Genomic DNA, 26494 nt, shown 5'->3' on the forward strand with positions numbered 1-26494 from the left:
TGATGGTCTCCAAGATCTGCCTGAATCGTATGTTGTCGGGGTGGTTGGCCGAGACGGGTCATCGATTGGCACAAGATACCCGGCCTGTCGGGGCGGTCAACCGTCCACCGGCACGGTATCTGGTGCGGACGTGGTCTGCTCGCCGATGTCGAGGATCAGTGTCGGTGCGGTGACGATGCCGTCGAGCGCTGCGGGCAAGGTCGGTGTCAGCGACAGCTGGCTGCCTGCCGGCAGTTCGCCGCGACGACTGAGCTGGCGGGCGAGCGAAAGCAGCGACGAGACGCGCTCGGCGCGGGAAGCCAGGGCATCGATACCGGCCGGTTCGAGTGCCACGGGAAGCGTGACAGTGGCCGGTTCACCGCCCTGCAACTGGATCGGCTCGTCGACTTCGCCGCTGGCGGGTTCGGCGCCCGGCACCTGCAACTGCCAATCGAAGCCCTGCAGCTCGATCGGCGGCGCGCTGGCGGGCAATGTCATGGCGAGGGGAAGATCGATATTGACCGGCAGGCCGGCCAGCGCAAGTCCGGAGCTCAAGAGCGTGAGTTCGTCGATGTCTTCCAGGCCGGGCGAAAAGTGGTAGTTCCCGATACGGACGTTTTCGACACCCATCGAGGAAAGGGCGATCCGCCCCAGCATGAAGCCGACCTGCGGCAGCGCCAGGCAACCGCCCAGCAAGGACACCAACATCAGCGCGATGAACGGGCGGGAACGAGACGGCATCGCCTCTCTCCTTGAATTAGTGGCGGTCGGGAAAGGGTGGTGAAGCGGCGGTGCATGGAAACATCCTGCGTCGAGTCCGGGGTGCTGCAAAAGCCCCCGCGACTGGACCTACGGAACCAACCGGCACAAGATACGCTGTTTCCGGCAATCCGCAATCGTCACGAATGACGATCTTCAGCGCTGTTTCATGAGGTTGCCGGTATGGTCTCGATCGTGAATGTCAATGAGGAGAGTGGAAGATGGATGGTGATCTGGCGCTACGTTTGAGCCGCCTGCTGGACCGTGTCGAGGGGTGGTTGCCGGAGCAGCCGCCAGCGGTCGACTGGAGTCGCGATATCGCAGCGCTATGGCAGTCTCACCCGCTCGGTGGGCAGTTGGTGGCGGTATCGCCCCGCGACGGGGTTCGGCTCGATGATCTGATCGGCGTCGAGCGTCAGAAACGTGCCCTGCTCGACAACACCCGCGCCTTCCTCAAGGGCTATCCTGCCAACCACGCCTTGCTGTGGGGCGCGCGCGGCAGCGGCAAGTCCTCGATGGTTCGTGCCTTGCTCAACACGCTGGCCGGTGAAGGGCTGCGCTTGATTCAGGTCGATCGTCACGACCTGGTGGCGTTGCCGATCCTGGTGCAGCGCCTGCGCGACCGGCCAGAGCGCTTTGTCGTCTATTGCGACGATCTCTCTTTCGAAGGCAGCGACGATGCCTACAAGGCATTGAAGAGCGTGCTCGATGGCACGCTGACCGGGCCGCCGGAAAACGTGCTGCTGTACGCGACCTCCAACCGTCGGCATCTGCTGCCGGAATCCATGGCCGACAACCAGGAAACTCACCTGGTCGATGGCGAACTCCACCATGGCGATGCCGTGGAAGAGAAGATCTCGCTGTCGGATCGCTTCGGCCTGTGGCTCGCCTTTCATCCGTTCAGTCAGCAGGCCTATCTCGAGACCTGCCAGCACTGGGTCGCTCATCTGGCCGGCGAGGGCGCGTGGAGCGAGGAGGCCCGCGCCGAAGCAGTGCGCTATGCCACCTTGCGTGGCGTGCGCAGCGGCCGGGCGGCGTGGCAATTCGCCTGTCAATGGATAGGTTCTCGCGCTATTCGCTGAGCCTTCACCCCCGAGAATGAGATACCCTCATTCGAAAGCATGAGCTACCGTCCTGGTAGCGTTGTCGTATTGAGGGGGGAACGGGTGAAAGCATCGCGCTTGCCGATGTGGCTGATCCTGCTGGGCATCCTGCTGTTGACGCTGTTCTTCGGCCGGATGCTGCAACAGGCGCTGCACAACGACCAGTTGGGTTTCGAGCGGGATCTGCGCTTTCAGTCGCAGGAACAGGGAATCACCATCCGCGCCTCCCGGGCCGGGCTGGAGCGACGCGTTCAACTACTCGCTTCGACGCTCTCCGCCGACCCCGTGGTACGGGAGCTGCTGGCTCGCGCTGCCGACAGCGGCGAGCCCGGGCAGCTGGATCAGCTGCGTCAGCAACTGCGCTCGCGGCTTTCGCCCTACTGGCAGTCGCTGCAGGATGGCTCCGCCGAGGCATTGAATGTCTATCGCCAGCATCAAGGCGAACTGACCACATTCCTGCGCATGCAGGCGCCCCAGCATTTCGATGATACGCCGGAAGCCGGTCGGTGGCTGGCGCAGAGCGCACTGCAGACCCAGCGCGCGCAAGCCGGCGTCGCCAGCGATGGCCATCGCGCTGCCACCGCGGGTGTCGCGCCGGTGCTGGTGCCCTCGAGTGGCGATACGCAGCCGCAGGCATCGGGACTGCTCGAGATCGAGTTCGGTGTCATCACTGACGTCGAAAAGCTCGGCGAGCAGCTGGGTGGCGGTGTTGCCGTACTGTTCCACGATACCCAGGACGTCGATATTCAAGATAGGGATGTATCAGTCGAAGACGCCCGCCGTGGCCAAGATCAGGGCCATGGCGTTTCGGGTTCGGGCTTGTCGGATACAGCGCTGCCAGCGGGCGCGCCGGGCGGTGAAGGCGCGTGGTGGGTCGGCGATGCCCGGCAGCCTCTGATCAAGCGATGGCTGACCGCCGGGCATCTCCCCGTCATGAAGCCAGGCGAGCCCGCTCATCGGGTCGTTCACGACGAGGACGGCACCGGCTATCTGCTTTCGCTGATACCGTTACAGGCGAGCGGCAGCCAAGACGGCACACCGGTCACCGCCGTGGCGGTCTGGAAAGATATTACCGCGCAACTCGACCATCGCGATGCGTTGGTGGTCGACACCTGGTTACGCTGGGGGGTGGCATGGCTGATCGCCGAGAGCTGTCTGCTATTCCTGTTATGGGGAACGCGACGAGTCACCCGTCATGCAATGATGGAGAGCCATCGGCGCCTGAAAAATCAGAAGGAGGCGCTGCAAACGCTCAATGATATCGCCGCGTTGCAGAACACGTCCTTTCTCGAACTCATCGACCACGCGCTCGACGCAGGCTGTCGCTTTCTCGGCATGCCCTTCGGTATCGTCAGCCATATCGAGAACGGGATTTATCACGTCGAGTCGGCACACTCCCCGGGCGGTATCCTCAAATCAGGCCAGACATTCGATGTGCGGGAGACGTTCTGCGAGTTTACGCTCCAGGCCGATGACGTCGTGGCATTCGCTGATGCCGACGAGGCGGGTCATGGTGAGCATCCTTGTCGTGTCGTACATGCGTTCAAGGGTTATATCGGCGCGCCACTATGGGTGAACGGACAGCGTTACGGCACGCTCGGTTTCAGCAGTGATACCGTACGGGAAAGTTCTTTCGACGAAGCCGAGCAGGAGTTCGTGAGGTTGTTGGCCCGCTGGGTAGGGTCCACGCTCTCTCGCTGGAAGGAGATCGAGGCGCGCGAGGAATTGAGCCATCGCTTGACCAAGATTGCCTCGCAGACCCCCGGCCTGATCTATCAGTATCGCCAGGATCCCGAGGGTCGCCCCTCGTTTCCCTACGCCAGTGACGCCATCAAGGAGCTCTACGGCTTGACGCCGGAAGAAGCGGCGGCGGATGCCTCCCAGGTTTTTGCGCTGGTTCACGAAGACGACCTCGAGCGTTTGATTCTTACGGTCAAAGAGTCGGAACGTGATCTGACGCCCTGGAATTGCGAATATCGCGTGCGCCGCGACAATGGTGATTTCATCTGGCTCTCCGGCCAGTCCATCCCCGAGCGCGAGTCCGATGGCGGAACGATATGGCACGGATTCCTGCATGACGTGACCGCGCGCAAGCGTGACGAGAGTCTCAAGAGCGAGTTCATCTCCACCGTCAGCCACGAGCTGCGCACGCCCTTGACCTCGATTTCCGGCGCGCTGGGTCTGATCCAGGGCGGAGCCCTCGGAACGCCGCCGGAAGCCATGCGGGGTATGCTCGTCACGGCCCACAACAATGCGCAACGTCTGATTCTGCTGATCAACGACCTGCTCGACATAGAGAAACTGGTGGCGGGCAAGATGGCGTTCCAGATGCAGGAGCAGCCGCTGATGCCGCTGATCGATCAGGCCATCGATTCCAATCAGGCGTATGCCGCCCAGTTCCGCACGAGGCTCGTGATCACCGAGCGGCTGGATGACGCCGGGGTCAATGTCGACGCCATGCGTCTCCAGCAGGTGATGAGCAACCTGCTCTCCAACGCTGCCAAATTCTCTCCGCCGGAGACGCAGGTCGAGGTGCGTGTCGAGTCAATCGCCGATCGCGTTCGCATCAGCGTGATCGACAGCGGGCCGGGAATACCCGAAGAGTTCCACGAGCGCATTTTCCAGAAATTTTCCCAGGCGGATGCCTCGAGCACGCGAAAGCAGGGCGGTACCGGGCTTGGGCTCGCGATCACCCGCGAGCTCGTCGAGCGCATGCGCGGATCGATCAATTTCTTCTCGGAGCCGGGGCATGGCGCCTGCTTCTTCGTCGAGCTGCCGTGCTTCGACCTGCCCCAAGAGGCCATGGATCAGGTATCGACCCACGAGGTCGACGAAGCGGCCGAAGCCAGTTTCTCCGGTTCAAGGCTGCTGATCGTGGAAGACGACCCGGACACGGCGGCGCTGCTGGCCACGCTGGTGCGGCACTGGGGATATCGGGCCGAGGTTGCGCATACCATGAACGATGCGATGAAATGGCTCGAGCGCCGTAGCTTCGACGCCATCACCCTCGACCTGATGCTGCCCGACGGTAACGGCTTGACGCTGCTGCGCCAGTTGCGGGAGCAGCCGCAGACCCGGGACATTCCCGTGCTGGTGGTATCGGCGACCGCGGAGGAGGGGCAACTGGAGATTGGCGGTCGGCTGGAAGCGGTGAACTGGCTGGTCAAGCCTTTCGATGAGCAGCGCCTGTCGAGCGTGCTTCGCAGTTCGCTGAGTCTGCGACCGCCACGCGAACGCATCCTGCATATCGAAAGCGACCCCGAACTGTCTCATCGTGTCGCCGGGCAGGTCGCGTCGAGCATGACCCTGGACGTGGCCCGTTCACTGCAGGAAGCCCGCTATCTGCTCGACAGCAATGAGTACGGATTGATTTCGCTGGATCTGACGGCCTCGCGGGGCCCGGGCTGGGAGGTGATTCCGCTGTTGAGTCAATTGGTCCAGCAGCCGGCCGTCGTCATTCTGTCCGAAGAAGCGTTGGCGCCGACCTTGCTGGGGCGCGTGAAGACGGCGATTGCCAAGCCGGGGCTTTCGGCCGAGGCATTGAGGGAAGCTTTCGAGCGCCAGCTTCATGGCGCCGGTGCACCGCCGGACGAAGATCAGGAGAACGAGCACTGAAAATGAAACCCCTTCAACGTATCTTGCACGTCGAGGACGATATCTCGATTCAGGAAGTGACCAAGCTGGCGCTAGAGGTCGTCGGCGGACTCGAGATCACGAGCTGCGACGATGGCCAGGCGGCAATCGCCCGTGCCCACGAGTGGCAGCCGGATCTGGTTCTGCTCGATGTCATGATGCCGGGGATCGACGGACCCACGACCCTGGCAAAACTCCGCGAACAGCCCTCCACGCAGTCGATCCCGGTAGTGTTCATGACTGCCAAGGTCCAGCCCAGCGAGATCGAGCACTATCTTTCCATCGGTGCGCTGGATGTCTTGATCAAGCCCTTCGATCCAATGACGCTGGCGGAACAGTTGCGCAAGATCTGGGAGCATTCGCATGACTGATGTCGACGTCCAGGCACGGCTGGCGGCACTGCGCGAGCAATACGGCCGCCGGCTACGGGACGATCTGCAGACGATGATGGCGCAGACCCGGGAGCTGAGCGAACACCAGACTGCGGTCAAGGCCGACTCTCTCGAAACGCTGCGCCAGGGGCTGCATCGTATGGCGGGTTCCGCCGGTACCTTCGGCTATGCGGCTTTGAGCCAGGACGCTCGCGAGATGGAGGTATGGCTGCAGACGTTGATCGAGGGCAGTAGCCAGCCGACGCTCCAGATGTTGACGGCGCTCCACGACCGTTTGTCGAACAGCTACCGAAACCTGGAGCGCATGCAGATAGCGGGTATGACCGAGCCCGACGACAGCCATCCGCTGGCCAGCGGCGAGCGAGCGATACGGGTTGCCGTGCTGGCCGATGGCGATACCGGTGAGCTGATTCGCTCGTTGAGCGGGTTCGGTTACGAGTGTCGCGATCTCGACGCTCGGGAGATCGGCGCCGATTGGCGGCCGGATATCGCTATCGTCGACACCGCCAAGGTGGAATACGACGTCTGGAAGCCGGCCGTTGGAGCGATTCCCGAGGCGGCGTTGATCGTGCTGAGCGCCGCCGGCGACTTCGAGACACGCCTGGACGCCGTTCGCAATGGCGCGCAGGGGTTCTTCATGCATCCGGTGGACGTGCCCTCGCTGGAGCACCGCTTGCGGTATTTGATCAACCTGCCCCAGCAGGATCCCTATCGGGTCCTGATCGTGGACGATGACATCGAACTGGCCGAGCATTTCCGGCTGACGCTGAAACAGACCGGCATCGAGTCCCGGGTGATCAGCGATCCCCGCGATGTCTTGATCGGGCTGCGGGACATCGTGCCGGATCTGGTGCTGATCGATATCAACATGCCGGGCTGCTCCGGGCCGGAACTGGCTCGTATCATTCGCTTCGATGACGACTGGCTGAAGATCCCGCTCATCTACCTTTCGGCCGAGTCGAACGTCCATCGCCAGGCCCAGGCACTGGCCCAGGCGGGAGACGATTTCCTGGTCAAGCCCATTGGGGACATGGCGCTGGTTTCCGCGGTCACAGCGCGAGCACAGCGATCCCGCCAGCTCAGCATGGCGCTGGCTCGCGACGGGCTCACCGGCCTAATCAAGCATCCGGCGATCAAGGAGTTGATCGAACTCGAGGTGGCGCGCAGCCAGAGGACGCAGGCGGGCGCCTGCGTCGTGATGATCGATATCGATCGCTTCAAGTCGATCAATGATACCTATGGTCATGGCACCGGCGACTATGTCATTCGCCTGCTGGCCAATCTGCTGCGCCAGCGTCTGCGCCGGGTAGACCATGTCGGACGCTACGGCGGCGAGGAGTTCGTTGCCGTGCTGCCATCCTGTCAATTGGAGAACGCGCGCGAGACTATCGAACGCATTCGAATCAGCTTTTCCCAGCTCGAATGCGTGGCGGCGGACGAGGTCTTTCACGCGACGTTCAGCGCTGGCGTTGCCAGCACCCGGGAGTGGCCGAACGCCGAGGCGCTGCTCGAGGCTGCCGACAAGGCGATGTACGAAGCCAAGCAGGCCGGACGCAATCAGACCCGGATAGCCACGCCTTGACACCCTGCGCGGCTGGCCGCCGTGCGACGGAATACGATGCTCCCGCCGGGTACGTTCGTCAGCGCCCGCGGCGGCTCTTGCGCGCCTCGCGGGTCCGGCTCAGCTGCCGTCCACGCGCCTTTTCGCGATCGCTGGCGCCGGCCTGATTGTCGTAGGGGTTGTTGCCGGAGCGGAATTCGAAGCGAATCGGCGTGCCGCGCACCTTCAATACCTTGCGGAAGGTATTGGTGAGATAGCGCCTGTAGGCTTCCGGCAGGGATGATGTCTGGTTGCCGTGAACGACGATGATCGGCGGGTTGCTGCCGCCCTGGTGCGCCATGCGCAGCTTGGGGCGACGACCATGGATCATCGGCGGCTGATGCTCGCTGACCGCATCCTGCAGGATCGAGGTCAGGCGGTTGGTCGACCAGTGGCTGTTGGCGCTGTCGAAGGCCTTGTCGACCGACTTGTAGAGATCGCCGACACCGGTGCCATGCAGGGCCGAGATGAAATGCAGCTCGGCATAGTCGGCGAATCCCAGGCGACGCTTGATGTCGGAGCGCATCTTGTCCCGCGCTTCGCTTTCCAGACCATCCCATTTGTTGACCGCCAGAACCAGCGCGCGGCCGCTGCTCAGCACGTAGTCCAGCAGGTGCAGATCCTGCTCCACCAGGCCGGTGCGCGCATCCAGCACCATGATCGCGACATGGCACTCCTTGATCGCTTCCAGCGTCTTGATGATCGAGAACTTCTCGGCGATCAGGCTGACGTTCTTGCGACGCCGTACGCCGGCGGTATCGACCAGCACGTAGGGCTTGCCGCGGCGTTCGAAGGGGATCTCGATGGCGTCGCGGGTGGTGCCGGCTTCGTCGAAGACGACCACGCGGTCTTCTCCCAGCATGCGGTTGACCAGCGTCGACTTGCCGACATTGGGACGACCGATGACGCCGATATGAATGCCGGGATGATTGCCGGCGGGCCCGGCGTCCGGGTCGCGCTCGGGGAAGGGCGCCAGCACTTCGTCGATCAGCGTGGTGACGTTACGCCCATGCGCTGCGGCGATCGGGTGTGGGTCGCCCAGACCCAAGGCCCAGAAGTCGGCCATTGCAGTCTGCTCTTCGAGCCCGTCGGTCTTGTTGACTACCAGCCAGGTCTTCTTCTGATTCACACGCAGGTGATTGGCGATCGCCTGATCGGCCGGCATCAAGCCAGCACGCCCGTCGACCATGAACAGCACGATATCGGCCTCGTCGATAGCGGTCAGGGACTGCTCCGCCATGGCCGCGTCGATGCCTTGTTCGTCACCGCTGATGCCGCCGGTATCGATGACGGTGTAGGTCTTGTCGCCGAGCTGGCCGCTGCCGTACTTGCGGTCGCGGGTCAGACCGGGGAAATCGGCCACCAGTGCATCGCGGGTGCGTGTCAGGCGGTTGAAAAGCGTCGACTTGCCGACGTTGGGTCGGCCAACCAGGGCGATAACGGGATTCATGGCGATTCGCAAAAGGGCGGTGACAAGGTGGACGATCGGAGGGAGGGGTCGGGTGACCCGGTACGATCGATGCTAATAGCCCGGCATTCTAGCATGCGAGAAGCGCGAAGTCCGAACCTCTCGATATCGTCTTCCATAACGCCATCGGCCCCGCCGAGGCGGGGCCGATGAGCCGTCACCCGATGGCGATCAATTCCTGTCGGAAAGCGTCTCGAGGTCGTAGGCGACGAGGGTGCCGTCGTTGCTCAGCGCGTAGATGCGCTGATTGCCGGTCAACAGCGGCAGCGTCAGTCCATCGCCGCCGATCTCTACCCGTCCGTTCATTTCGCCGGTCGAGGCGTCGATGAGATGGATATAGCCATCGTAGTCGCCCACCACGATGTTGCCGTCGACGAACGAGGGCGCGGTCAGCGAACGGCCTTCGAGGGTGTCGGAGTCCCACATCACGCGGCCGGTGTCGGCCTCGATCGCGATGACATGGCTCGCTTCGTTGACCGTGAACAGATAGTTGCCGACCACCAGCGGGGTCAGGTAGCTGGACTCTTCATGCTCCCACAGTACCTTGCCGGAAGTGGCTTCCAGTGCCAGCAGACGGCCGTTGTAGCTGGTCACGAACAGGCGCCCATCCTGGGTCAGCACCGGCTGGCCGTCGAGATCGACGAGCTGGTCGACTTCTGTGCGGCCCTGCGGGACGGCGACGCGCATGTCCCACAGTGGCTGACCGCTGCGGTTGTCCAGCGTCACCAGGCGGCCGTTGGCGAATCCGGCGAAGGAGACCGGTTCGATGACACGAGGCGCGCCAGTGCCGCGCAGGGTCAATGCCGGCTGGGAACTGGAGTAGACCCACTGCTCGTTGCCATTCAGGCGGTCGAGCGCGGTGACGGCGCCATCGACGCTCTGTACGACGACCAGCTCGCTGTTGACCTGGGGGGCGGCCAGCACTTCGCTGGAGACACGCGATTTCCAGTCGATGCTGCCGTCTTCACGATCGATGGCCAGCACTTCGCCGTTGCGGGTGCCGATATAGAGACGGCTGCTGTCGGCGCCGATGCCGCTGGAGATGGGCGTGCCCAGCTCGACTTCCCAGCGGGTTTCGCCGCTGTCGGTGTCGATGGCGCGCAGGTCACCGGTTTCGTCGACGGCATAAATGGTGCCGCTATCGACGATGGGGGTGAGCGGATAGCGGGCGCGACCCAGGCCTTCGCCGATTCCCTGGTCCCAGCGCTCGTCGAGGCTGACCTTGGGCGTGAAGTCCTGGAGTTCCTTGGGCGGATACTGCGGCTCGACGCTGCCGGCGCAGCCGGCCAGCAGTGTCGCGGTCAACCCCAGCGGCAGAAGTAGGTGAGTCAATTTCATCAGGTGGCGTCCTCCGCACCGAGATCGTCTAGCTTGAGCTGCAGGCCGTAAAGGGTCTGGTCGGCATCCTGCGCCAGACTCTGCGCCTGCTGGTAGGCGTTACGCGCATCCTCGGGGCGTTCGAGCGCGACGTAGGCATCACCGAGCACATTCTGGCGCTGCGCTTCCAGTGCGCTCGGCACGCTCTCCTCGAGGGTCGTCAGGGCGGTTTTTGCATCGTCGCCGGCAATCTGCAGGCGTGCGAGGTCGATGCGCGCCAGGCTCTGCATGTAGGGGCGGTCACTGTTGGCGACGACATCGTTCAGCGCCTGGCGGGCGCGTTCGTTGTCTTCGGCATTGATCGCGATCTTGGCTTCCAGTAGGCCGGCCAGATCGGCATAGAGCGTATCGCCGTGGTCGCTCTGCAGGCCGTCGGCCAGGTCGAACGCCTGGGTGCGGGCGTTGTCGTCGAGGGTGTCGCTGCTGGCGATCGCGATCAGCTGCTGGTAGGCATTGGAGGCCTCGGCGGATTGGCCTTCCTGGTAACGCTGCCACGCCTGCCAGCCGAACACGCCGGCCGCGGCGATGACGATGCCCACCAGCAGGGCGCTTCCGTTGGACTTCCACCACTGTTTGATCGCGTCCAGCTGCTCTTCTTCGGTCCTAAGCTCCGCCACGGGCGGTCTCCTTACACTATTGACTACGAGCTACGAGCTACGAGCTACGAGCTACGAGCTACGAGCTACGAGCTACGAGCTACGAGCTACGAGCTACGAGCTACGAGCTACGAGCTACGAGCTACGAGCTACGAGCTACGAGCTACGAGCTACGAGCTACGAGCTACGAGCTACGAGCTACGAGCTACGAGCTACGAGCTACGAGCTACGAGCTACGAGCTACGAGCTACGAGCTACGAGCTACGAGCTACGAGCTACGAGCTACGAGCTACGAGCTACGAGCTACGAGCTACGAGCTACGAGCTACGAGCTACGAGCTACGAGCTACGAGCTACGAGCTACGAGCTACGAGCTACGAGCTACGAGCTACGAGCTACGAGCTACGAGCTACGAGCTACGAGCTACGAGCTACGAGCTACGAGCTACGAGCTACGAGCTACGAGCTACGAGCTACGAGCTACGAGCTACGAGCTACGAGCTACGAGCTACGAGCTACGAGCTACGAGCTACGAGCTACGAGCTACGAGCTACGGTTAGCGCCAGCGTCGGGGCGCTATGAAAGCCGTGCGAGCCAGGCGATGGCGTCGTCCAGCTCGAGTGTCTGTTGTTCGCTGTCGTCACGCAGCGGTTTCAGGGTCAGTTGGCCCTTGGCGATTTCGTCCTCGCCGAGAATCAGCGCTACCCGGGCGCCGCTGCGATCGGCACGCCGGATCTGACTCTTGAAGCTACCGCCGCCGCAGTGTACCTGAAGCCGCAGCGCGGGCAGAGCGTCACGCAGGCGCTCGCCCAGCAGCAGCGCCTCGCGCTCGGCGGCATCGCCCATCGCCAGCAGGTAGGCATCGGCACCGCCCTTGGCATCTTCGGGGATCAGATCGAGGGTTTCCAGCAGCAGCATGAGGCGCTCGAGACCGATAGCGAAGCCGACGCCCGGTGTCGGCTTGCCGCCGAGCTGTTCGACCAGGCCGTCGTAGCGCCCGCCACCGCAGACCGTGCCCTGGCTACCAAGTGCGGTGGTCGTCCACTCGAATACGGTACGCGAGTAGTAGTCGAGACCACGCACCAGTCGCGGGTTGATGCGATAGCCGATACCGGCGGCATCCAGCGTCGATTTCAACTGTTCGAAATGCACGCGGGACTCCTCGTCGAGGTGGTCCAGCAGCTGTGGTGCCCCGGCGAGCATTTCCGACATGGCCGGATTCTTGGAATCCAGGATCCGCAGCGGGTTGGTCTTCAGCCGCCGTTGCGAATCCTCGTCGAGAACCTCGCGATGGGACTCGAAGTAGGCGACCAGCGAGTCGCGATAGTTCGCGCGGGCTTCCGGCGAGCCCAGCGAGTTGAGCTCGAGGGTGACGTGTTCGGCCATGCCGAGCTGACGCCACAGTCGGGCGGAAAGCAGGATGATCTCGGCGTCGATATCGGGGCCGGTCATGCCGTAAGCCTCGATACCGATCTGGTGGAACTGGCGATAGCGGCCTTTCTGCGGGCGCTCGTAGCGGAACATCGGGCCCATGTACCACAGCCGCTGCGTCTGGTTGTGCAGCAGGCCGTGTTCCATGGCGGCACGCACGACGGCGGCAGTGTTTTCCGGGCGCAGTGTCAGGCTTTCGCCGTTGCGGTCGTCGAAAGTGTACATCTCCTTCTCGACCACGTCGGTCGCTTCGCCGATGGAGCGGGCGAAGAGCGCGGTCTGCTCGACGATCGGGGTGCGGATCTCGCGATAATCGTAACGGTCTACCAGCGAGCGCAGTTGTCGCTCGACGTACTGCCATGCGGGGGATTGATCCGGCAGCAGATCGTTCATGCCGCGAATGGCTTGTAGTTTGTTGCTCAACTGATACTCCTGCCTATAGCAGAACGCCACAGGCAGCCTGCCTGGGCGTTCGTCGGTTACTCTCTGATTGTGGGTCGCGAGGCGTCAAGCCTCACGGGGCACTCTGTTACGCTTCGCCTGCTCTTTCATGCTTGGCGCGCACTTTTCTAGGCTTCTCGTGCAATCAGGTCGCCGGCGCGGCTCTCTTTCTCTTTGGCCTTGGTGCGGATCAACGCTTCGAGATCGTCGACCAGGTGGTCGTTGCGCAGCTTGCTGGCCGGCTTGCCATCGATGTAGACCAGATTAGCCGGGCTGCCGCCGGTGAGGCCGATGTCGGTTTCCTTGGCTTCCCCGGGGCCGTTGACCACGCAGCCGATGACCGAGACGTCGAGCGGTGTCATGATGTCTTCGAGACGTTCCTCGAGCGCGTTCATGGTCGCGATGACATCGAAATTCTGGCGCGAGCAGCTGGGGCAGGCGATGAAGTTGATGCCCTTGGCACGCAGCTTCAGGCTTTTCAGCATATCGAAGCCGACCTTGATCTCCTCGACCGGATCGGCGGCCAGCGAGACGCGAATCGTGTCGCCGATGCCGTCCATCAGCAGCATGCCGAGGCCGATGGAGGACTTCACTGTGCCGGAACGCAGGCCACCGGCTTCGGTGATGCCCAGGTGCAGCGGCTGCTCGATCTGCTTGGCCAGCAGCCGGTAAGCCGATACGGCCATGAACACGTCGCTGGCCTTGACGCTGACCTTGAAGTCGGGGAAATCGAGCCGGTCGAGATGGTCGATGTGGCGCATGGCCGACTCGACCAGCGCTTCCGGGGTCGGTTCGCCGTATTTCTTCTGCAGATCCTTTTCCAGCGAACCGGCGTTGACGCCGATACGGATCGGGATGCCGTGATGGCGCGCGGCATCCACCACCGCACGGACACGGTCTTCGCGGCCGATGTTGCCGGGGTTGATGCGCAGGCAATCGACACCGAGCTCGGCCACCCGCAGGGCGATCTTGTAGTCGAAATGGATGTCGGCCACCAGTGGTACGCTGACCTGACGTTTGATCTTGCCGAAAGCTTCGGCGGCATCCATGTCCGGCACCGAGACGCGCACGATGTCGGCACCGGCCTGCTGCAGACGCTGGATCTGCGCGACGGTGGCGGCGACATCGTTGGTGTCGGTGTTGGTCATGCTCTGTACGGCGATGGGGGCACCGCCGCCGACAGGCACATGGCCGACATGGATTTGTCGAGAGAGACGGCGGGTGATCGGAGATGGCGTATGCATGGCGCTTCTCAGTCTCCCAGGGTGAAGCGGGCAACGTTGTTGCCGCCCGTGTATTGACTCAGGTCGACCGATTCTCCGCGGTATTCGAGCGTCACGCCACTGGCGTTGCCGATGGTCAGGCGGAAGGGCGGTTCACCCTCGGCGCTTGCCTGGCTGCCGGCGGACTGCAGACCGCTGAAGATTCGGTCGTCGTTGGCATCATAGATCTCGGTCCATGACTCTTGGTTGAAAGTCAGGGAGAGCGTGTCGTCGTTCGTCGCGGCCGGGGTCGCCGTATCTGTCGCCGCGGCGTCTTCGGACGGCGCCGAAATCACGTCGTCCGCCGCCGAGCCGACCTGTTCGGCCTGCCGAGCATCGGCATCCGGAGTCGTCGTCTCCGCGGATGCGGAGACGCCAGTGCCGGCCTCGGTATCACTGCCGGTGCCGGTGAGCGTGGCGTCGTTCAGCGAGCTCGAGCTGTCCGACCCGGACGAAGGCGTATCCTGCCGAGTGGGCACCGGCGGTAGCTGGGTATCGGTGTTGGGTGTCATCGCGGTACTGCCGGAATTCGCGGCGTCGGCATTGGCATCGTTGCCGTTCAGGCGATCGACGGCGATCGGACTGTCGTCGCTGCCGCCACCGAAGATCTCGTTGCCTTCCCGACTCTGCCACCAGAGCAGCGTCAGCGAGATCAGGCCGATGATCACCAGGAGGGTGAACAGGCGGAAAATCCAGACGCCGGCCCGGGAAGGCGGGCGCGAGGTATGGACCGGTGCCAGCTTGCGCTCCATGTCGCCTCGCCCGTGGGTGGTATCGTAGGCGCCGACGACCCGTGACTCGTCCATCCCTAGCAGGCGCGCGTAGGCACGCACGTAGCCTCGTCGATAGGCGGCGATCGGGACCTGGTCGAAGCGATCCTCTTCGATGCCGGTCACGACGATCGGACGCAGGTTCAACTGCAGTGCGACGTCCTCGATGCCAAGCCCCTGGCGTTCGCGCTCGCGCTGGAGCATGACCCCCGCCATCTCGTGGGAGGGGCTGGGTGCATCATGCTGCTTGTTCGATGATTCGTTCATTTCGCTCATGGGCGAAAATCCTTCTGATCTCTTCTCGAGTCGAGACTCGAGTACGGGGTCTGTTCGCCTCAGGAATCGCCAAGCTGCTGACGATAAAAGGCGGCACGCGTCGAGTCGCCCTGAGCACTGGCGATATCGCTCGCCAGTTTCAGGCTCTCGGCATTGGTGCCGGCCACGGTGAAGTAACGCTGCAAGCGTTCCCAGGCGCGTTCGTTGTTACCCTGCGTGTGATCGATGCGAGCCAATGCCAACAGGCTGCGCCCATTGCGCGCATCGATGTCGAGTGCGCGCTCGTAATGTCGGCGAGCGGCGGCCGTGTTGCCATTGGTCATCTCGCACTGGCCCAGGTTCGCGAAAAGCTGGGCTCTGTTGATATAGGTGATGTCCCGAGTGGCGATACGCAGCTGTTCGCACGCCTTGGCGTACTCGCCGCGCTGATACAGCAGCGCCGCATAGTTGTTGCGGATGCGCGTCGCCTCGGAATCGGCTTTCAAGGCCTGCTGGAAGAAACCGTCAGCCAGATCGAACTCCTGCTGACTTTGATAGAGCAGCGCCAGACCTTCCAGCGCACCGCTGTCGTTGGCGTCGAGGTCGAGCGCGTGTTCCAGGGCCTGCTGTGCACGGGGCAGGTTGTTCTCGGCGAGATAGGCCTTGCCCAGCCGTGTATAGGCTGCCGCTGCGTCTTCGGGGCTGTCCTGCTTCGGCCCGTTGGACGAGACCGCCGTGGCGCAGCCGCTCAACAGACACACCACGCCCATCGCGATACAAAGCGACCGTATCGAACAAGGGCGAGTTTGGTGGGTCATGCACGGGTCTCCCACGTTACGAGACGGCGACGATAGTCGGTCGCGTCCCGAACAGCTGAAAACAAAGCGGTTTTGGGGTTCCCATCAAAGCGCCGCGTCGAGTCGAAGTCAAGGCGACAGCGGGCCGATTCGATGTCGATAGCGGTTCGACTCGTCGATTTCGGCGGCCCGATGCGAGGCCCGGCAGCCAGGTCTCAATCGGCATCCAGTTGAATCGACTGGATGTAGCGCTCGTGGCGGCGCGTTCGATCCTTTACCCGGCCGACCAGCTGGCCGCAGGCGGCGTCGATATCGTCGCCACGCGTGGTGCGCACCATGGCCGTGTGGCCGAGTTCGTAGAGCCAGCTCTGGAAGCGCATGACCTGGTTGCGCGACGGCTTCTCGTATCCCGAATGGGGGAACGGATTGAAGGGAATCAGGTTGATCTTGCAGGGCAAGTCGTCGAGCAGCGCGATGAGCTCCTGCGCATGCGCCTGCTGGTCGTTGACGTCCTTGATCAGGGTGTACTCGATGGTGATATGGCGCGCGTCGCCGCACTTGGCAAGATAGCGCTTGCAGGCATCGAGCAGCTTCTCGATGTTGTACTTGCGATTGAGCGGCACCAGCTCATTGCGCAGTTCATCGTTCGCCGCATGCAGCGAGATCGCCAGGCTCACGTCGATATCGTCGCCGAGCTTGTCGATCATCGGCACCACGCCGGACGTGGACAGCGTCACGCGGCGCTTGGAAAGGCCGTAGGCGTTGTCGTCGAGCATCAGCTTCATCGACGGCACTACGTTGTCGTAGTTGAGCAGGGGTTCGCCCATGCCCATCATTACCACGTTGGTGATCGCGCGGCGCCCATCCGGTGCGCTCATGCGGCCGCCGGCGCGCTGCTGGGCCACCCAGACCTGGCCGATGATCTCGGCGCTGGTCAGGTTGCGCTGAAAGCCCTGCTTGCCGGTGGAGCAGAAGCTGCAATCCAGCGAACAGCCCACCTGGGACGAGACGCACAGAGTACGCCGGCTGCCGTTGTCGGCCGGGATCAGTACCGTCTCGACATAGCTGCCGTCCTCGACTTCCAGTACCCACTTGCGAGTGCCGTCGCTGGAGGTGCCTTCGTAGACCACACTCGGGCCACGAATCTCGGCATGTTCCGCCAGGCGGGCACGCAGCGGCTTGGAGAGGTTGGTCATCGACTCGAAGTCGTCGCAACCTTCCTGATGGATCCACTTCATGACCTGGGCGGCGCGGAATTTCTTCTCGCCCAGAGAGACGAAGAACGCCTCCATCTGTTCGCGAGAGAGCCCCAGTAGATTGGTGCGCGGAGTAGCGGTAGCAGCGCTCATAGCAACGGAATCGGCTCGAGGGTGACAGGGCGTCCGAAGACGAGGATGACCGGCCGGCACGAATGGCCGGCCGGTCGACGAATCAGCTGCGCGAGCAGAGTTCGTCGTCGTTGAAGAAGTAGCTGATTTCGCGGGCGGCGGATTCCGGTGCATCGGAACCGTGCACGGCGTTGGCGTCGATGGAGGACGCAAAGTCGGCGCGAATGGTGCCCGGTGCGGCTTCCTTCGGGTTGGTCGCGCCCATCAGCTCGCGGTTCTTGGCGATCGCGCCTTCCCCTTCGAGCACCTGGACCATGACCGGACCGGAGGTCATGAAACCGACCAGATCGGCGAAGAAACCGCGCTCCTTGTGCTCGGCGTAGAAGCCTTCTGCCTGCTCCTTGGAGAGGTGGAGCATCTTGGCACCAACGATCTGCAGGCCGGCTTTTTCGAAGCGGCTGTAGATATCGCCAATTGCGTTCTTGGCAACGGCATCGGGCTTGATGATGGAAAGCGTGCGCTCGGTGGCCATGACTTCGGTCTCCTGGCTTTAGTGAATCGATCGCGGTTGTCGCGAGCGGAAAATGAATGACTGAGATGCGAGACGACGCGCCCCCGACGCCTCGTCTCGAAGCCTGGCTTCGAGGTCGATCGCATCGGCAGGTGGCGCGTCGTCCGGAATTCTCGTTGGCTGGCACGATGAGCGGTTTCGATCACCGTCGTGCCAGCCGCAAAATCGCGCCATTGTAGCGCAAGCCCGCGACAGGCGCACCCCGGGCGGCACCAGCAAGGGGCGCCCGGCCATGGCGCGGACGGGACGCTTCGAAGCGGCGTTCAGACGTTGAAGCTTTCGCCGCAGCCGCACTCGTCGGTCACGTTGGGATTGTTGAAGCGGAAGAACCGGTTGAGTCCTTCGCTGACGTAGTCGACCTCGGTGCCGTCGAGAATGGCCAGGGCTTCCCGGTCGACCAGCACCTTGACGCCGCGCTCCTCGAACGCGATGTCTTCGTCCCGCAGGTCATCGGCGATGTCCAGAACATAGCTGTAGCCGGAGCAGCCGCTCGGCTTGACCGCCACGCGCAGCCCCAGGCCGCCGCCGCGCTCCTCGAGGACATGGCGAATCTGGGTCGCGGCGGATTCACTGATCGTGATGTTTTGCATGGCATTTCTCCTTGCCGAAAATCGATGGCGCCGGGGCCATCGACCTAGCGATGATTCATGGCGGCTGTCGATGGCTGACGCAGTCCGCCAAGGGCGCGGCGGATGTCGGCCACGGCCGCATCGATCTCTTCTATGGTGGTGAAGCGGCCAAAACTAAAGCGTATCGAGGCGAGCGCCTGCAAATGAGGTACGCCGATACCCTTGAGAACGTAGGAGGGTTCCACGCTGGCCGAATTGCAGGCGGAGCCGGTGGAGACGGCCAGGCCACGCAGCGCCATCAACAGCGACTCGCCATCCACGCCATCGAAGGCGAGGTTGACGATATTGGGTACGGACTGTTCCAGCGGCGAATGGTTGTGTATGCCGCCGCAGTCGGCCAGGCCGTCGAGAAAACGCTGGCGCAGCGCACGAACGCGCTCGCCGTCGGCTTCGCACTCGTCGCGTGCCAGCGCGAACGCTTCGCCCATGCCGACGATCTGGTGCGTCGGGAGCGTCCCTGACCGCATGCCGCGTTCGTGACCGCCGCCGTGGATCAAGGCCTCGATACGCAGGTCCGGATCGCGGCGCACGTACAAGGCGCCGATACCCTTGGGGCCGTAGGCCTTGTGGGCGGAAAGCGACATCAAATCGATCCCCATGGCCTCGACATCCAGTGCCAGCCGGCCCGAGGCCTGGGCGGCGTCGACGTGAAAGCGCGCGCCGAATTCATGGGCCACGGCAGAGAGCCCGGTAAGATCATTGACGCTGCCGAGCTCGTTGTTGACCGCCATCAGCGAGACCAGCACGGTCTCCTGGCGCATCGCTTCGCGCAGTTGTTCGGGGGTGACTCTGCCGTCGGATCCCGGCGTCAGCCAGGTCACCTCGAAACCTTCCGCCTCCAGCGCCAGCGCGGTATCCACGATGGCCTTGTGCTCGATGATCGACGTCACCATGTGGCGCCCGCGGGCACGATTGGCGCGCATGAAACCGGTCAGCGCCAGATTGTCCGCCTCGGTGGCGCCGGAGGTCCACACGATCTCGCGCGGGTCGGCTGCGATCAGATCGGCGACCTGGCGGCGAGCGTTTTCCACAGCCTGTTCGGCCAGCCAACCGGGCATGTGGCTGCGCGAGGCCGGGTTGGCGTAGACCCCGTCCAGGGTCAGGTGTCGCATCATCTGCTCGGCCACACGTGGATCGGTCGGGGTGGTGGCGGCGTAATCGAGATAAATCGGAGCGCTCATGGCACGGTAGATCTCTGGCAATCGATCGAAATGGATTCGGCAGCGTCAGCTCGAAGCGTAGTCGTTTACGAACTCGCCCGGTGCAACGACACGATGAATGAGTGTAGCGATTCGGTGATCAGTGCGACGACACCGTGATCGTGGCGGCGTCGTCGGCGAACGAGCGTACGTCGGGTTCGGGCCGGGCGGTGGCGCGGGCCTGTTCCCGGCGTACGAGCTCCTGCAGGCTGATATCGCTCAGGAAGCGCTGGATTTCGTCGGAGAGGTCGCACCACAGGTGATGAGTGATGCACTTGCTGCCCTGATGACAGTCAGCCTGGCCATGGCAACGGGTAGCGTCCACCGACTCGTTGACCGCATCGATCACGCCCGCTATCGAGATATCGGCGGGTGCTCTCCCCAGCAGGTAACCCCCGCCCGGGCCACGCACGCTACTGACGAGCTTCGCGCGCCGCAGTCGCGCGAACAGCTGCTCCAGATAGGACAGCGAGATATCCTGGCGCTTGGAAATATCCGCCAGACAGACCGGTCCCTGATCGGCGTTGAGAGCCAGATCGAGCATCGCGGTGACGGCGTAGCGTCCTTTGGTAGTCAAACGCATCGGCGGGTATCGGCTGTCGCTGCATCGGTAGCGGCATTATGGAAAAACCCAGTAACACGGTCAACCATTCTGCCGGCGATCGACGCTCGCTGTTTCGGCCACTGGTGTCTGCGGGGTCGAGCGGCGTTACGCCGGAGCCGCCACGTCGGCGTCTTGACGTTGACGTTACGGGTGGGTGCCCCGTGACGGTCAGGACTTCTCTCGCAGTCGCTTGTCGATCGTGCCGAGAATGCCGCGCAGGATATTCATCTCCATCGAATCGAGATGGGCGCGCATGAAGAGCCGGCGCAGGCGAGCCATCAACTGGCGCGGGTTGTCCGGATCGTGGAATTCGATCGCCGTGAGCGTACTCTCGAGATGAGCGAAAAAGCGCTCCAGGTCGGCGTGGGTGGCAGGCGGGTTGTCCCACGTCACGCCGAAGGGCAGGTCGGCCTCGCGGTCCGGCTCGGCAGCAGGAGTCGCCGAAGCGTCGTCCAGGGCGAGGAATGCCTGACGACATTCGTAGGCGAGGACTTGCACGGCCGCGGCCAGATTCAGCGAGCTGAAGTCCGGGTTGGTCGGAATGTGCACGTGCTGATGGCAGCGCTGCAGTTCGGCATTGGTCAGGCCAGTATCCTCGCGGCCGAATACCAGTGCGGCCCGCGCGCCTTCGGGTGCCAGCGCCGCCGGCAGGCTCTCCGCCAGGGCCCGGGGGGCGACCATCGGCCACGGCAGATGGCGCGAGCGCGCACTGGCGCCGACCACCAGCGTGCAGTCGGCAACGGCCTCTTCGAGTGCGTCGAATTGCCGCGCAGCGTCGACGAGCGTGTTGGCCCCGGAGGCGCGCGAATAGGCGTCCTGGTCCCTGGGGTCGCAGCGGGGCGTGACCAGGGCGAGATCCTCGAGGCCCATGTTGCGCATGGCGCGGGCGGTGGCGCCGATGTTTCCGGGGTGGCTGGTGCCGATGAGGACAATACGGATACGGTCGAGCATAAAGGCGGCTATCAGGACTGTGGCAATCGGGAAAGCGCGCAGTCTAGCATGACTCGGCAAGCCTGCTTCTGTTAGACTGCGCGGCGTTCTTTAACAGCTCTCGACTCCGCTCTCGATTTCCCCAAGGCCAGATCCATGCATCCGATGGTTCAATATGCGCTGCGTGCCGCTCGCAGTGCCGCTGAGCAATTCGTACGTATCCGTGACCGTCTCGAGGTCAACCATGACGAGCAGACAACTGCCAGTCTGCTCGAGGATACGGCACGCAACGCCGAAACGCTGATCGTGCATCAGCTCTCCCGTGGTTATCCGCAGCACGGCATTTCCGGTCGCTATACGCCTTACCGCGAAGGCAAGGGTACCGACAAGGATACCGTCTGGCACATCGAGCCGATCCACGGCGAATCCAATCTCGGAGTGGCGAGCCGCCAGTTCTCGATCTCGATGGTCTGCCTGGTCAAGGGGCGTCCGGAGCACGCGGTGGTCGTCTCGCCGTTCAGCGACGACGAGTTCCTGATCAGCCGCGGTCGTGGCGCCCAGGGCAACGGCAAGCGCATGCGTGTCTCCAAGACCGTCAGCGTCAATGGTGCCCGAGTGGCACTGGCATGGCCGACGCTCGAGGCGCGCTCCCAGTGGCTGCCGCAATATCTCACCGTGGTCGAACGCCTCGGCCCCCAGATCGATACTCTGACCGGCACGGGCTGCGCGCTGCTCGACATGATCGAATTCGCCTCCGGCCGTGCCGACGCGATCTTCGTTCTGGGGCTGGAAGAGCAGGATCGCCTGGTCGGCTCGCTGCTGCTGAAGGAAGCCGGTGCATTGACCGGCGCCATCGACGGCTCGCCCAGTGTCGAGGACGGCGGCAGCCTGATGGCCGCCGGCCCGCGCCTCTACAAGGCACTGGCGCAGCAGCTCAAGGCCAGCGTCTAGGCTAACGGCTTCGGTCGGCTAGATTCGCCACCAGGCGAATCACCAGAAAGCGCCCTGTCGGGTTATCCCGGCAGGGCGCTTTTGCGTTGGGGTGAGTCGCGAGTTCAGGTTCGATCGAGTCAGGGCGCCGATGTCACCATCGAATGGGGACGGGTGAGCAGACTGCCCGCGACGAACGCGATCATGCCGAAGGCGAGCCCGGCATAGATCGGCGAGTTGGCGAGCAGGCCATCCTTGATCATGAAGCCGATCACGCCCGCGCAGCCGGCCAGCATGCTGGCGATGGCGCCGGTGGTCGTTGAGCGCTTCCAGAACAGGGCGCCCAGCATCGGGATCAGCATGCCGCCGACCAGCAGGTTATAGGCGACCGTCAACGCGCCGATGACGTCACTGACATTGAGGGCGATGATCACGCTCACGACGCCGATCAAGCCTGTGCATAGCCGGTTGATTTTCACGTCATCGAATTCTCGGCCGCCGCGCAGTGCCGGCAGGATGTCCTGGGTCAGCAACGTCGATGAGGCGAGCATGCCAGCGCTGGAGGTCGACATCATCGCGGCCATGGCGGCGGCAATGATCAGCCCGCGGATGCCATCCGGCAGCGCCAGTTGCGCGATGGCGGCGAAGGCGTTGTTAGCGTCATCGAGGTTCGGCAGCAGAATGCTGGCCGCGATACCGACAAGCGCGCCGATCATTCCGTAGAGAATGCAATAGATGCCGGCGAAAGTCCCCGCGCCGCGGGCAACGCCACTGGAACGCGCGGTAAAGACGCGTTGCCAGATATCCTGGCCGATCAGAATGCCCAGGAAGTAGATGACGAAGTAGGTAATGATGGTGTCCCAGCCGATGGTCGTCAGCGAGAAGCTGGCTTCCGGTGCTTTCTCCAGCAGCGCACCCCAGCCGCCCACCGAATGAATCGTCAGTGGCAGCAGCAGTGCCACCATGCCGATCGTCATGATCAGGAATTGCACGATGTCGGTCAGTGTCAGCGACCACATCCCGCCGATCGTCGAGTAGATGACGACGACGATGCCTCCGATCACGACGGCCTGCCAGGCCGGCATGCCGAAGATGACGCTCAGCACGGTGCCGATACCGATCGTCGAGGTCACCGCCAGCATCAGGTCGTAGGCGAACATGATGATCGAGCTGATCAGCTTGGCAGCGGGAGTGTAACGGCGCTCGAGCACCTGGGTCACGGTGTAGAGCTTGAGTTTCATCAATGGCTTGGCCAGTACCAGGCTCAATACGATCAGCCCCAGGCCCAGCGAAGCACAGAGCCACAGCCCGGAGAGTCCGTAGGTGTAACCGAGCTTGACCGTGCCCACGGTCGAGGCACCGCCGAGCACGACGGCCGACAACGTGCCCAGATACATGCCAGGGCCCAGGCGCCGCCCGGCGACGAGATAGTCCTCCCGGTTGCGGGCGCGTTTCATGCCCCACCAGCCCAGTCCAAGCATGCCAAGCGCGTAGAGCGCGACGACGAAGAGATCCAGCATCATATTGTCCTATCCTGCCGCTGCATCAGCGGCGATTGTTATTGTCGATCGGGTTGGGTGTTGTCGTGGTTGCGCTGTTTGGCGATCCCTGTCAGCGGCGCTTGACGCCGGGGAGTATGCAAAGCATCTCGAACAGCAGGTTGGCGGCCACGACGGCGGTCTGGCCGTGGGCGTCGTAGGGCGGCGAGACCTCGACCAGGTCGCAGCCGACGATATCGAGGCCGTGGGCGCCGCGGATGATCTCCAGTGCCTGTGGAATGGTCAGGCCGCCGATCTCCACCGTGCCGGTGCCCGGCGCGTAGGCAGGGTCGAGGCTGTCGATATCGAAGGACAGATAGACCGGGCCACCTTTGAGCTTCTCTCGGATCTCCGCCATCAACGGCGTGAGACTCTGATGCCAGCACGCTTCGGCGGGCACGACGCGGAAACCCTGTTCGCGGCCCCAGTCGAACTCCTCGGCAGAATAACCCGTGCCGCGCAGGCCGATCTGGGTCACGCGGTTGCAGTCGAGCAAGCCCTCTTCCACCGCACGGCGGAAAGGCGTCCCATGGGCGATCTTTTCGCCGAACATGTGCTCGTTGATATCCGCATGGGCGTCGACGTGGATCAGACCCACTGGGCCGTGCTTTTTGGCCATGGCACGCAGGATCGGCAAGGCGATCGTGTGATCGCCACCCAGCGTTAGCGGAATCACGTCGTGAGTGAGCAGGTCGTCGTAATAGCGCTCGATGATGTCGACGCTCTTCTTGAGATCGAAGGTGTTGATCGGGACATCGCCGATATCCGCGACCTGCAGGCTTTCGAACGGCGCGGCGCGGGTCGCCATGTTGAAAGGCCGCAGCATCCGTGATTCGTCGCGAATCTGGCGCGGGCCAAAGCGGGTGCCCGGGCGGTTGGAGGTGCCGATATCCATCGGGATGCCGACGAAGCAGGCATCCAACCCTTCGGCGCTCTTCTGGGTCGGCAGGCGCATCATGGTGGCGGGGCCACCGAAGCGGGGCATCTCGTTGCCGCCCAGCGGCTGGTTGTAGGTGGGGTCAAATGACATGGGAAATCCCGGAGTTGTGGTTGTCACAAAAGACGCGCAGGAATCGTGCCAATATTTAAGCTATTGATATTTTGTAATTAATTGATTCTTTTGATTCAAATTCGAATCGATAGATGGGCTTGTAAGATTCATTGAAGTATCATGATGCACATGTGCATCCCCGCGGGAGCCAGAAATGGAAGATTCGATCAGTGACGAGGCGGTGGCTCGATTGACGCTGGAGACGTTGATCCAGACGGCTCAGGATCACCTGTTCATCGTCGATGGTGACGGCCGCATTCTGGATGTGAGCCCGGGGAGTGCTGCGGTCTATGGCCTGCGGCGCGAAGCGCTCTGTGCGACGACCGTACAGGCATTGCAGGCGAGCGGCGTGCTATCGCCCTCGGTGTCTCTCGAGGTCATCCGTACCGGTCAGCCTGCGCAGATCATGCAGCGCACCGGCACCGGGCGTCAGGTAATCGCCGAAGCGTTTCCGGTGTATGCCGACGGCAAGCTGATCCGCGTGATCAGCCGCTCGCGCGACCTGACCGATCTTCGGTTGCTGCAGGATGAATATGCGCTGCTCCAGCGGCGGTTCGCCGAGCATCTCAAGCGTCATCATGAGCCCGACATCGACGAAGATGCGTCTATTGGCGAGCTGGTAGTGAAGAGCCGCATCATGCGCGAGATGGTCTACTTGCTGAAGCGCAGTGCTCCCACCGACGCCACGGTGTTGATGCTGGGCGAGTCCGGTGTCGGGAAAACCGCTTTCGCGCGTCAGCTGCACCGCTGGAGCCGGAGGAGCGACGGCGATTTCGTCGACGTCAACTGCGCGGCGATTCCGGAATCGCTGTTCGAGTCGGAGATGTTCGGCTACCAACCCGGTGCCTTCAGCGGTGCATCGCGGCAGGGCAAGGCGGGGCTGCTCGAGCAGGCCCACGGCGGCACGCTGTTTCTCGACGAGATCGGCGAGTTGCCGTTGTCGATGCAGGCGAAGCTGCTCAAGGTGATTCAGGATGGATCGTTGATGCGGCTGGGAGACACGCGCTCGCGCCAGGTCGATTTTCGCCTGGTGGTGGCGACCAATCAGGATCTGGCGAGACGCGTCGAGGAGGGGACCTTTCGGCTCGATCTCTACTACCGGCTCAACGTCATTCCGGTGACCCTGCCTCCGCTGCGTGAGCGTCGCGAGGATATCCGCGGGCTGACGGAGCGCTATCTCGGTCAGCTCAATCGCCGTTACGGAGAGGAAAAGGTGCTGCATCCCAGCGTGTGGGCGACGCTGATGAGCAATGACTGGCCGGGCAACATCCGGGAGCTGGAAAACTGGCTGGAACGTGCCTGGCTATCGGCCGAAGGCGGCGTGGTCGGCGCGCCAGGGGCGGGAGCGTCGTCGGTGGGCAGCAAGATACCGCACGATGCGGCCTTTGCCGAACCCGGCGGCGAAACACGCCAGGCGAACGCTGTCGCACTGGCGCCGGGGCAGAGCCTCAAAGCGGCCATGAACGATCACGAGCGTGGCATTCTGGAGGCGCTGGTCAAGACCTGTCGTACGACCTACGCGCTCGCCGACCGGCTGGGGATCAGTCAGCCGAGCGTGGTGCGCAAGTTGAGACGTCACGGTCTTCGACTCGAACGGTAGTGTCCCGGCCGCTCTCGCAACGATGAACCGGCGGCAATGAGTCCGTACCTAGGGAAACGCTGCATAAATCCCGCCGCAGCTGCCTGGCAGCCACCAACGGGGTAAAAATCGGGCTATACCGCCCTCGTCTGACAGAGCCATCCGAATGAAGCAGATCTCGTTCGCCCAAGCAGAGCACCAGAACAAGAAGAAGGTTACCCGCCGAGAGCGGTTCCTGGCCCAAATGGATGCCGTGGTGCCATGGCAACGACTG

At 63.2% G+C, this 26494-nt stretch carries 22 protein-coding genes and 1 pseudogene; 7 read left to right on the forward strand and 16 right to left on the reverse strand.

Features of this window, described 5'->3' with window-relative positions; translation table 11 throughout:
- Nucleotides 1–96 precede the first annotated feature (96 nt).
- Nucleotides 97–720 (reverse strand): hypothetical protein, encoded by a 624-nt coding sequence (locus tag CCD76_RS13530; RefSeq protein ID WP_071229926.1) that lies wholly within the window; start codon nt 718–720, stop codon nt 97–99.
- 239 nt (nt 721–959) lie between these two features.
- On the opposite strand from CCD76_RS13530, the gene CCD76_RS13535 reads away from it, so the two are divergent.
- The 4 genes from CCD76_RS13535 to CCD76_RS13550 all read left to right on the forward strand — a co-directional run bounded on the left by CCD76_RS13535 (nt 960) and on the right by CCD76_RS13550 (nt 7448).
- Nucleotides 960–1820, forward strand: a complete 861-nt coding sequence (locus CCD76_RS13535) for an ATP-binding protein (protein ID WP_087719985.1) — start codon at nt 960–962, stop codon at nt 1818–1820.
- Nucleotides 1821–1904: 84 nt separating this feature from the next.
- Nucleotides 1905–5456: an ATP-binding protein gene (locus CCD76_RS13540; RefSeq protein ID WP_179208928.1), complete on the forward strand. Its 3552-nt coding sequence runs from the start codon at nt 1905–1907 to the stop codon at nt 5454–5456.
- Between the two features lie 2 nt (nt 5457–5458).
- Nucleotides 5459–5845, forward strand: a complete 387-nt coding sequence (locus CCD76_RS13545) for a response regulator (protein ID WP_087719987.1) — start codon at nt 5459–5461, stop codon at nt 5843–5845.
- Nucleotides 5838–7448 carry a diguanylate cyclase gene (locus CCD76_RS13550; RefSeq protein ID WP_087719988.1) on the forward strand — a complete coding sequence of 537 codons (1611 nt, stop codon included), beginning with the start codon at nt 5838–5840 and terminating at the stop codon, nt 7446–7448. Before CCD76_RS13545 ends, CCD76_RS13550 begins: the two co-directional genes overlap by 8 nt.
- Nucleotides 7449–7506: 58 nt before the next feature.
- On the opposite strand, the gene der is transcribed toward CCD76_RS13550, so the two are convergent.
- The 13 genes from der to CCD76_RS13625 form a co-directional block, all read right to left on the reverse strand.
- Nucleotides 7507–8916, reverse strand: a complete 1410-nt coding sequence (gene der / locus CCD76_RS13555; RefSeq protein ID WP_087719989.1) for a ribosome biogenesis GTPase Der — start codon at nt 8914–8916, stop codon at nt 7507–7509.
- Between the two features lie 189 nt (nt 8917–9105).
- The gene (gene bamB / locus CCD76_RS13560) at nt 9106–10272 is read right to left on the reverse strand and encodes an outer membrane protein assembly factor BamB (RefSeq protein ID WP_087719990.1); all 1167 of its coding nucleotides are present in this window, start codon (nt 10270–10272) and stop codon (nt 9106–9108) included.
- Nucleotides 10272–10928, reverse strand: coding sequence for a YfgM family protein (locus CCD76_RS13565; protein WP_071229919.1), 657 nt, complete (start codon nt 10926–10928; stop codon nt 10272–10274). The genes bamB and CCD76_RS13565 overlap by 1 nt, the downstream gene beginning before the upstream one ends.
- Before the next feature lie 553 nt (nt 10929–11481).
- Nucleotides 11482–12759, reverse strand: coding sequence for a histidine--tRNA ligase (gene hisS, locus CCD76_RS13580; RefSeq protein ID WP_087719991.1), 1278 nt, complete (start codon nt 12757–12759; stop codon nt 11482–11484).
- 146 nt (nt 12760–12905) lie between these two features.
- Nucleotides 12906–14021: a flavodoxin-dependent (E)-4-hydroxy-3-methylbut-2-enyl-diphosphate synthase gene (gene ispG / locus CCD76_RS13585; protein ID WP_087719992.1), complete on the reverse strand. Its 1116-nt coding sequence runs from the start codon at nt 14019–14021 to the stop codon at nt 12906–12908.
- 8 nt (nt 14022–14029) lie between these two features.
- Entirely contained in the window at nt 14030–15085 is a 1056-nt protein-coding gene (locus tag CCD76_RS13590) for a RodZ domain-containing protein (RefSeq protein ID WP_256961310.1), read from the reverse strand.
- 59 nt (nt 15086–15144) lie between these two features.
- Entirely contained in the window at nt 15145–15882 is a 738-nt protein-coding gene (pilW, locus tag CCD76_RS13595) for a type IV pilus biogenesis/stability protein PilW (RefSeq protein ID WP_087719993.1), read from the reverse strand.
- 194 nt (nt 15883–16076) lie between these two features.
- Nucleotides 16077–17210, reverse strand: coding sequence for a 23S rRNA (adenine(2503)-C(2))-methyltransferase RlmN (gene rlmN, locus CCD76_RS13600; protein ID WP_087719994.1), 1134 nt, complete (start codon nt 17208–17210; stop codon nt 16077–16079).
- Nucleotides 17211–17292: 82 nt separating this feature from the next.
- The gene (ndk, locus tag CCD76_RS13605; RefSeq protein WP_071229915.1) at nt 17293–17721 is read right to left on the reverse strand and encodes a nucleoside-diphosphate kinase; all 429 of its coding nucleotides are present in this window, start codon (nt 17719–17721) and stop codon (nt 17293–17295) included.
- A gap of 302 nt (nt 17722–18023) precedes the next feature.
- Nucleotides 18024–18350: a HesB/IscA family protein gene (locus CCD76_RS13610; protein WP_071229914.1), complete on the reverse strand. Its 327-nt coding sequence runs from the start codon at nt 18348–18350 to the stop codon at nt 18024–18026.
- Nucleotides 18351–18394: 44 nt separating this feature from the next.
- The gene (locus CCD76_RS13615) at nt 18395–19570 is read right to left on the reverse strand and encodes an aminotransferase class V-fold PLP-dependent enzyme (protein WP_087719995.1); all 1176 of its coding nucleotides are present in this window, start codon (nt 19568–19570) and stop codon (nt 18395–18397) included.
- 118 nt (nt 19571–19688) lie between these two features.
- Complete coding sequence (gene iscR / locus CCD76_RS13620; RefSeq protein WP_087719996.1) at nt 19689–20171, reverse strand: Fe-S cluster assembly transcriptional regulator IscR; 483 nt, start codon at nt 20169–20171, stop codon at nt 19689–19691.
- A gap of 189 nt (nt 20172–20360) precedes the next feature.
- Complete coding sequence (locus CCD76_RS13625; protein WP_087719997.1) at nt 20361–21143, reverse strand: RNA methyltransferase; 783 nt, start codon at nt 21141–21143, stop codon at nt 20361–20363.
- 135 nt (nt 21144–21278) lie between these two features.
- On the opposite strand from CCD76_RS13625, the gene CCD76_RS13630 reads away from it, so the two are divergent.
- A complete protein-coding gene (locus CCD76_RS13630) occupies nt 21279–22073 on the forward strand; it encodes an inositol monophosphatase family protein (RefSeq protein ID WP_087719998.1) in 795 nt (264 codons plus the stop codon).
- A 119-nt stretch (nt 22074–22192) separates the two neighbouring features.
- Here CCD76_RS13630 and CCD76_RS13635 read toward each other — a convergent pair whose 3' ends face one another.
- Together CCD76_RS13635 and speB are read right to left on the reverse strand one after the other, a co-directional pair.
- Nucleotides 22193–23575: a sodium:solute symporter gene (locus CCD76_RS13635; RefSeq protein ID WP_087719999.1), complete on the reverse strand. Its 1383-nt coding sequence runs from the start codon at nt 23573–23575 to the stop codon at nt 22193–22195.
- An 88-nt stretch (nt 23576–23663) separates the two neighbouring features.
- Nucleotides 23664–24620 (reverse strand): agmatinase, encoded by a 957-nt coding sequence (gene speB / locus CCD76_RS13640; RefSeq protein ID WP_087720000.1) that lies wholly within the window; start codon nt 24618–24620, stop codon nt 23664–23666.
- Between the two features lie 175 nt (nt 24621–24795).
- Here speB and CCD76_RS13645 point away from each other — a divergent pair, with 175 nt between their 5' ends.
- Together CCD76_RS13645 and CCD76_RS19800 are read left to right on the forward strand one after the other, a co-directional pair.
- Complete coding sequence (locus tag CCD76_RS13645; RefSeq protein ID WP_087720001.1) at nt 24796–26241, forward strand: sigma-54 interaction domain-containing protein; 1446 nt, start codon at nt 24796–24798, stop codon at nt 26239–26241.
- Nucleotides 26242–26386: 145 nt separating this feature from the next.
- A pseudogene (locus CCD76_RS19800) lies at nt 26387–26494 on the forward strand (IS5/IS1182 family transposase); the annotation flags it as partial.

The organism is Salinicola salarius, assembly GCF_002179555.1.
In the GTDB taxonomy this organism is placed as follows: Bacteria; Pseudomonadota; Gammaproteobacteria; order Pseudomonadales; family Halomonadaceae; genus Salinicola; species Salinicola salarius_A.

Excerpts from the sequence above, each read along its gene's own strand:
- CCD76_RS13530 (WP_071229926.1), bottom strand. The coding sequence starts at position 720 with ATGCCGTCTCGTTCCCGCCCGTTCATCGCGCTGATGTTGGTGTCCTTG.
- CCD76_RS13535 (WP_087719985.1), top strand. The coding sequence starts at position 960 with ATGGATGGTGATCTGGCGCTACGTTTGAGCCGCCTGCTGGACCGTGTC.
- CCD76_RS13545 (WP_087719987.1), top strand. The coding sequence starts at position 5,459 with ATGAAACCCCTTCAACGTATCTTGCACGTCGAGGACGATATCTCGATT.
- CCD76_RS13550 (WP_087719988.1), top strand. The coding sequence starts at position 5,838 with ATGACTGATGTCGACGTCCAGGCACGGCTGGCGGCACTGCGCGAGCAA.
- der (WP_087719989.1), bottom strand. The coding sequence starts at position 8,916 with ATGAATCCCGTTATCGCCCTGGTTGGCCGACCCAACGTCGGCAAGTCG.
- bamB (WP_087719990.1), bottom strand. The coding sequence starts at position 10,272 with ATGAAATTGACTCACCTACTTCTGCCGCTGGGGTTGACCGCGACACTG.
- ispG (WP_087719992.1), bottom strand. The coding sequence starts at position 14,021 with ATGCATACGCCATCTCCGATCACCCGCCGTCTCTCTCGACAAATCCAT.
- CCD76_RS13590 (WP_256961310.1), bottom strand. The coding sequence starts at position 15,085 with ATGAGCGAAATGAACGAATCATCGAACAAGCAGCATGATGCACCCAGC.
- pilW (WP_087719993.1), bottom strand. The coding sequence starts at position 15,882 with ATGACCCACCAAACTCGCCCTTGTTCGATACGGTCGCTTTGTATCGCG.
- rlmN (WP_087719994.1), bottom strand. The coding sequence starts at position 17,210 with ATGAGCGCTGCTACCGCTACTCCGCGCACCAATCTACTGGGGCTCTCT.
- ndk (WP_071229915.1), bottom strand. The coding sequence starts at position 17,721 with ATGGCCACCGAGCGCACGCTTTCCATCATCAAGCCCGATGCCGTTGCC.
- CCD76_RS13610 (WP_071229914.1), bottom strand. The coding sequence starts at position 18,350 with ATGCAAAACATCACGATCAGTGAATCCGCCGCGACCCAGATTCGCCAT.
- CCD76_RS13615 (WP_087719995.1), bottom strand. The coding sequence starts at position 19,570 with ATGAGCGCTCCGATTTATCTCGATTACGCCGCCACCACCCCGACCGAT.
- iscR (WP_087719996.1), bottom strand. The coding sequence starts at position 20,171 with ATGCGTTTGACTACCAAAGGACGCTACGCCGTCACCGCGATGCTCGAT.
- CCD76_RS13625 (WP_087719997.1), bottom strand. The coding sequence starts at position 21,143 with ATGCTCGACCGTATCCGTATTGTCCTCATCGGCACCAGCCACCCCGGA.
- CCD76_RS13630 (WP_087719998.1), top strand. The coding sequence starts at position 21,279 with ATGCATCCGATGGTTCAATATGCGCTGCGTGCCGCTCGCAGTGCCGCT.
- CCD76_RS13635 (WP_087719999.1), bottom strand. The coding sequence starts at position 23,575 with ATGATGCTGGATCTCTTCGTCGTCGCGCTCTACGCGCTTGGCATGCTT.
- speB (WP_087720000.1), bottom strand. The coding sequence starts at position 24,620 with ATGTCATTTGACCCCACCTACAACCAGCCGCTGGGCGGCAACGAGATG.
- CCD76_RS13645 (WP_087720001.1), top strand. The coding sequence starts at position 24,796 with ATGGAAGATTCGATCAGTGACGAGGCGGTGGCTCGATTGACGCTGGAG.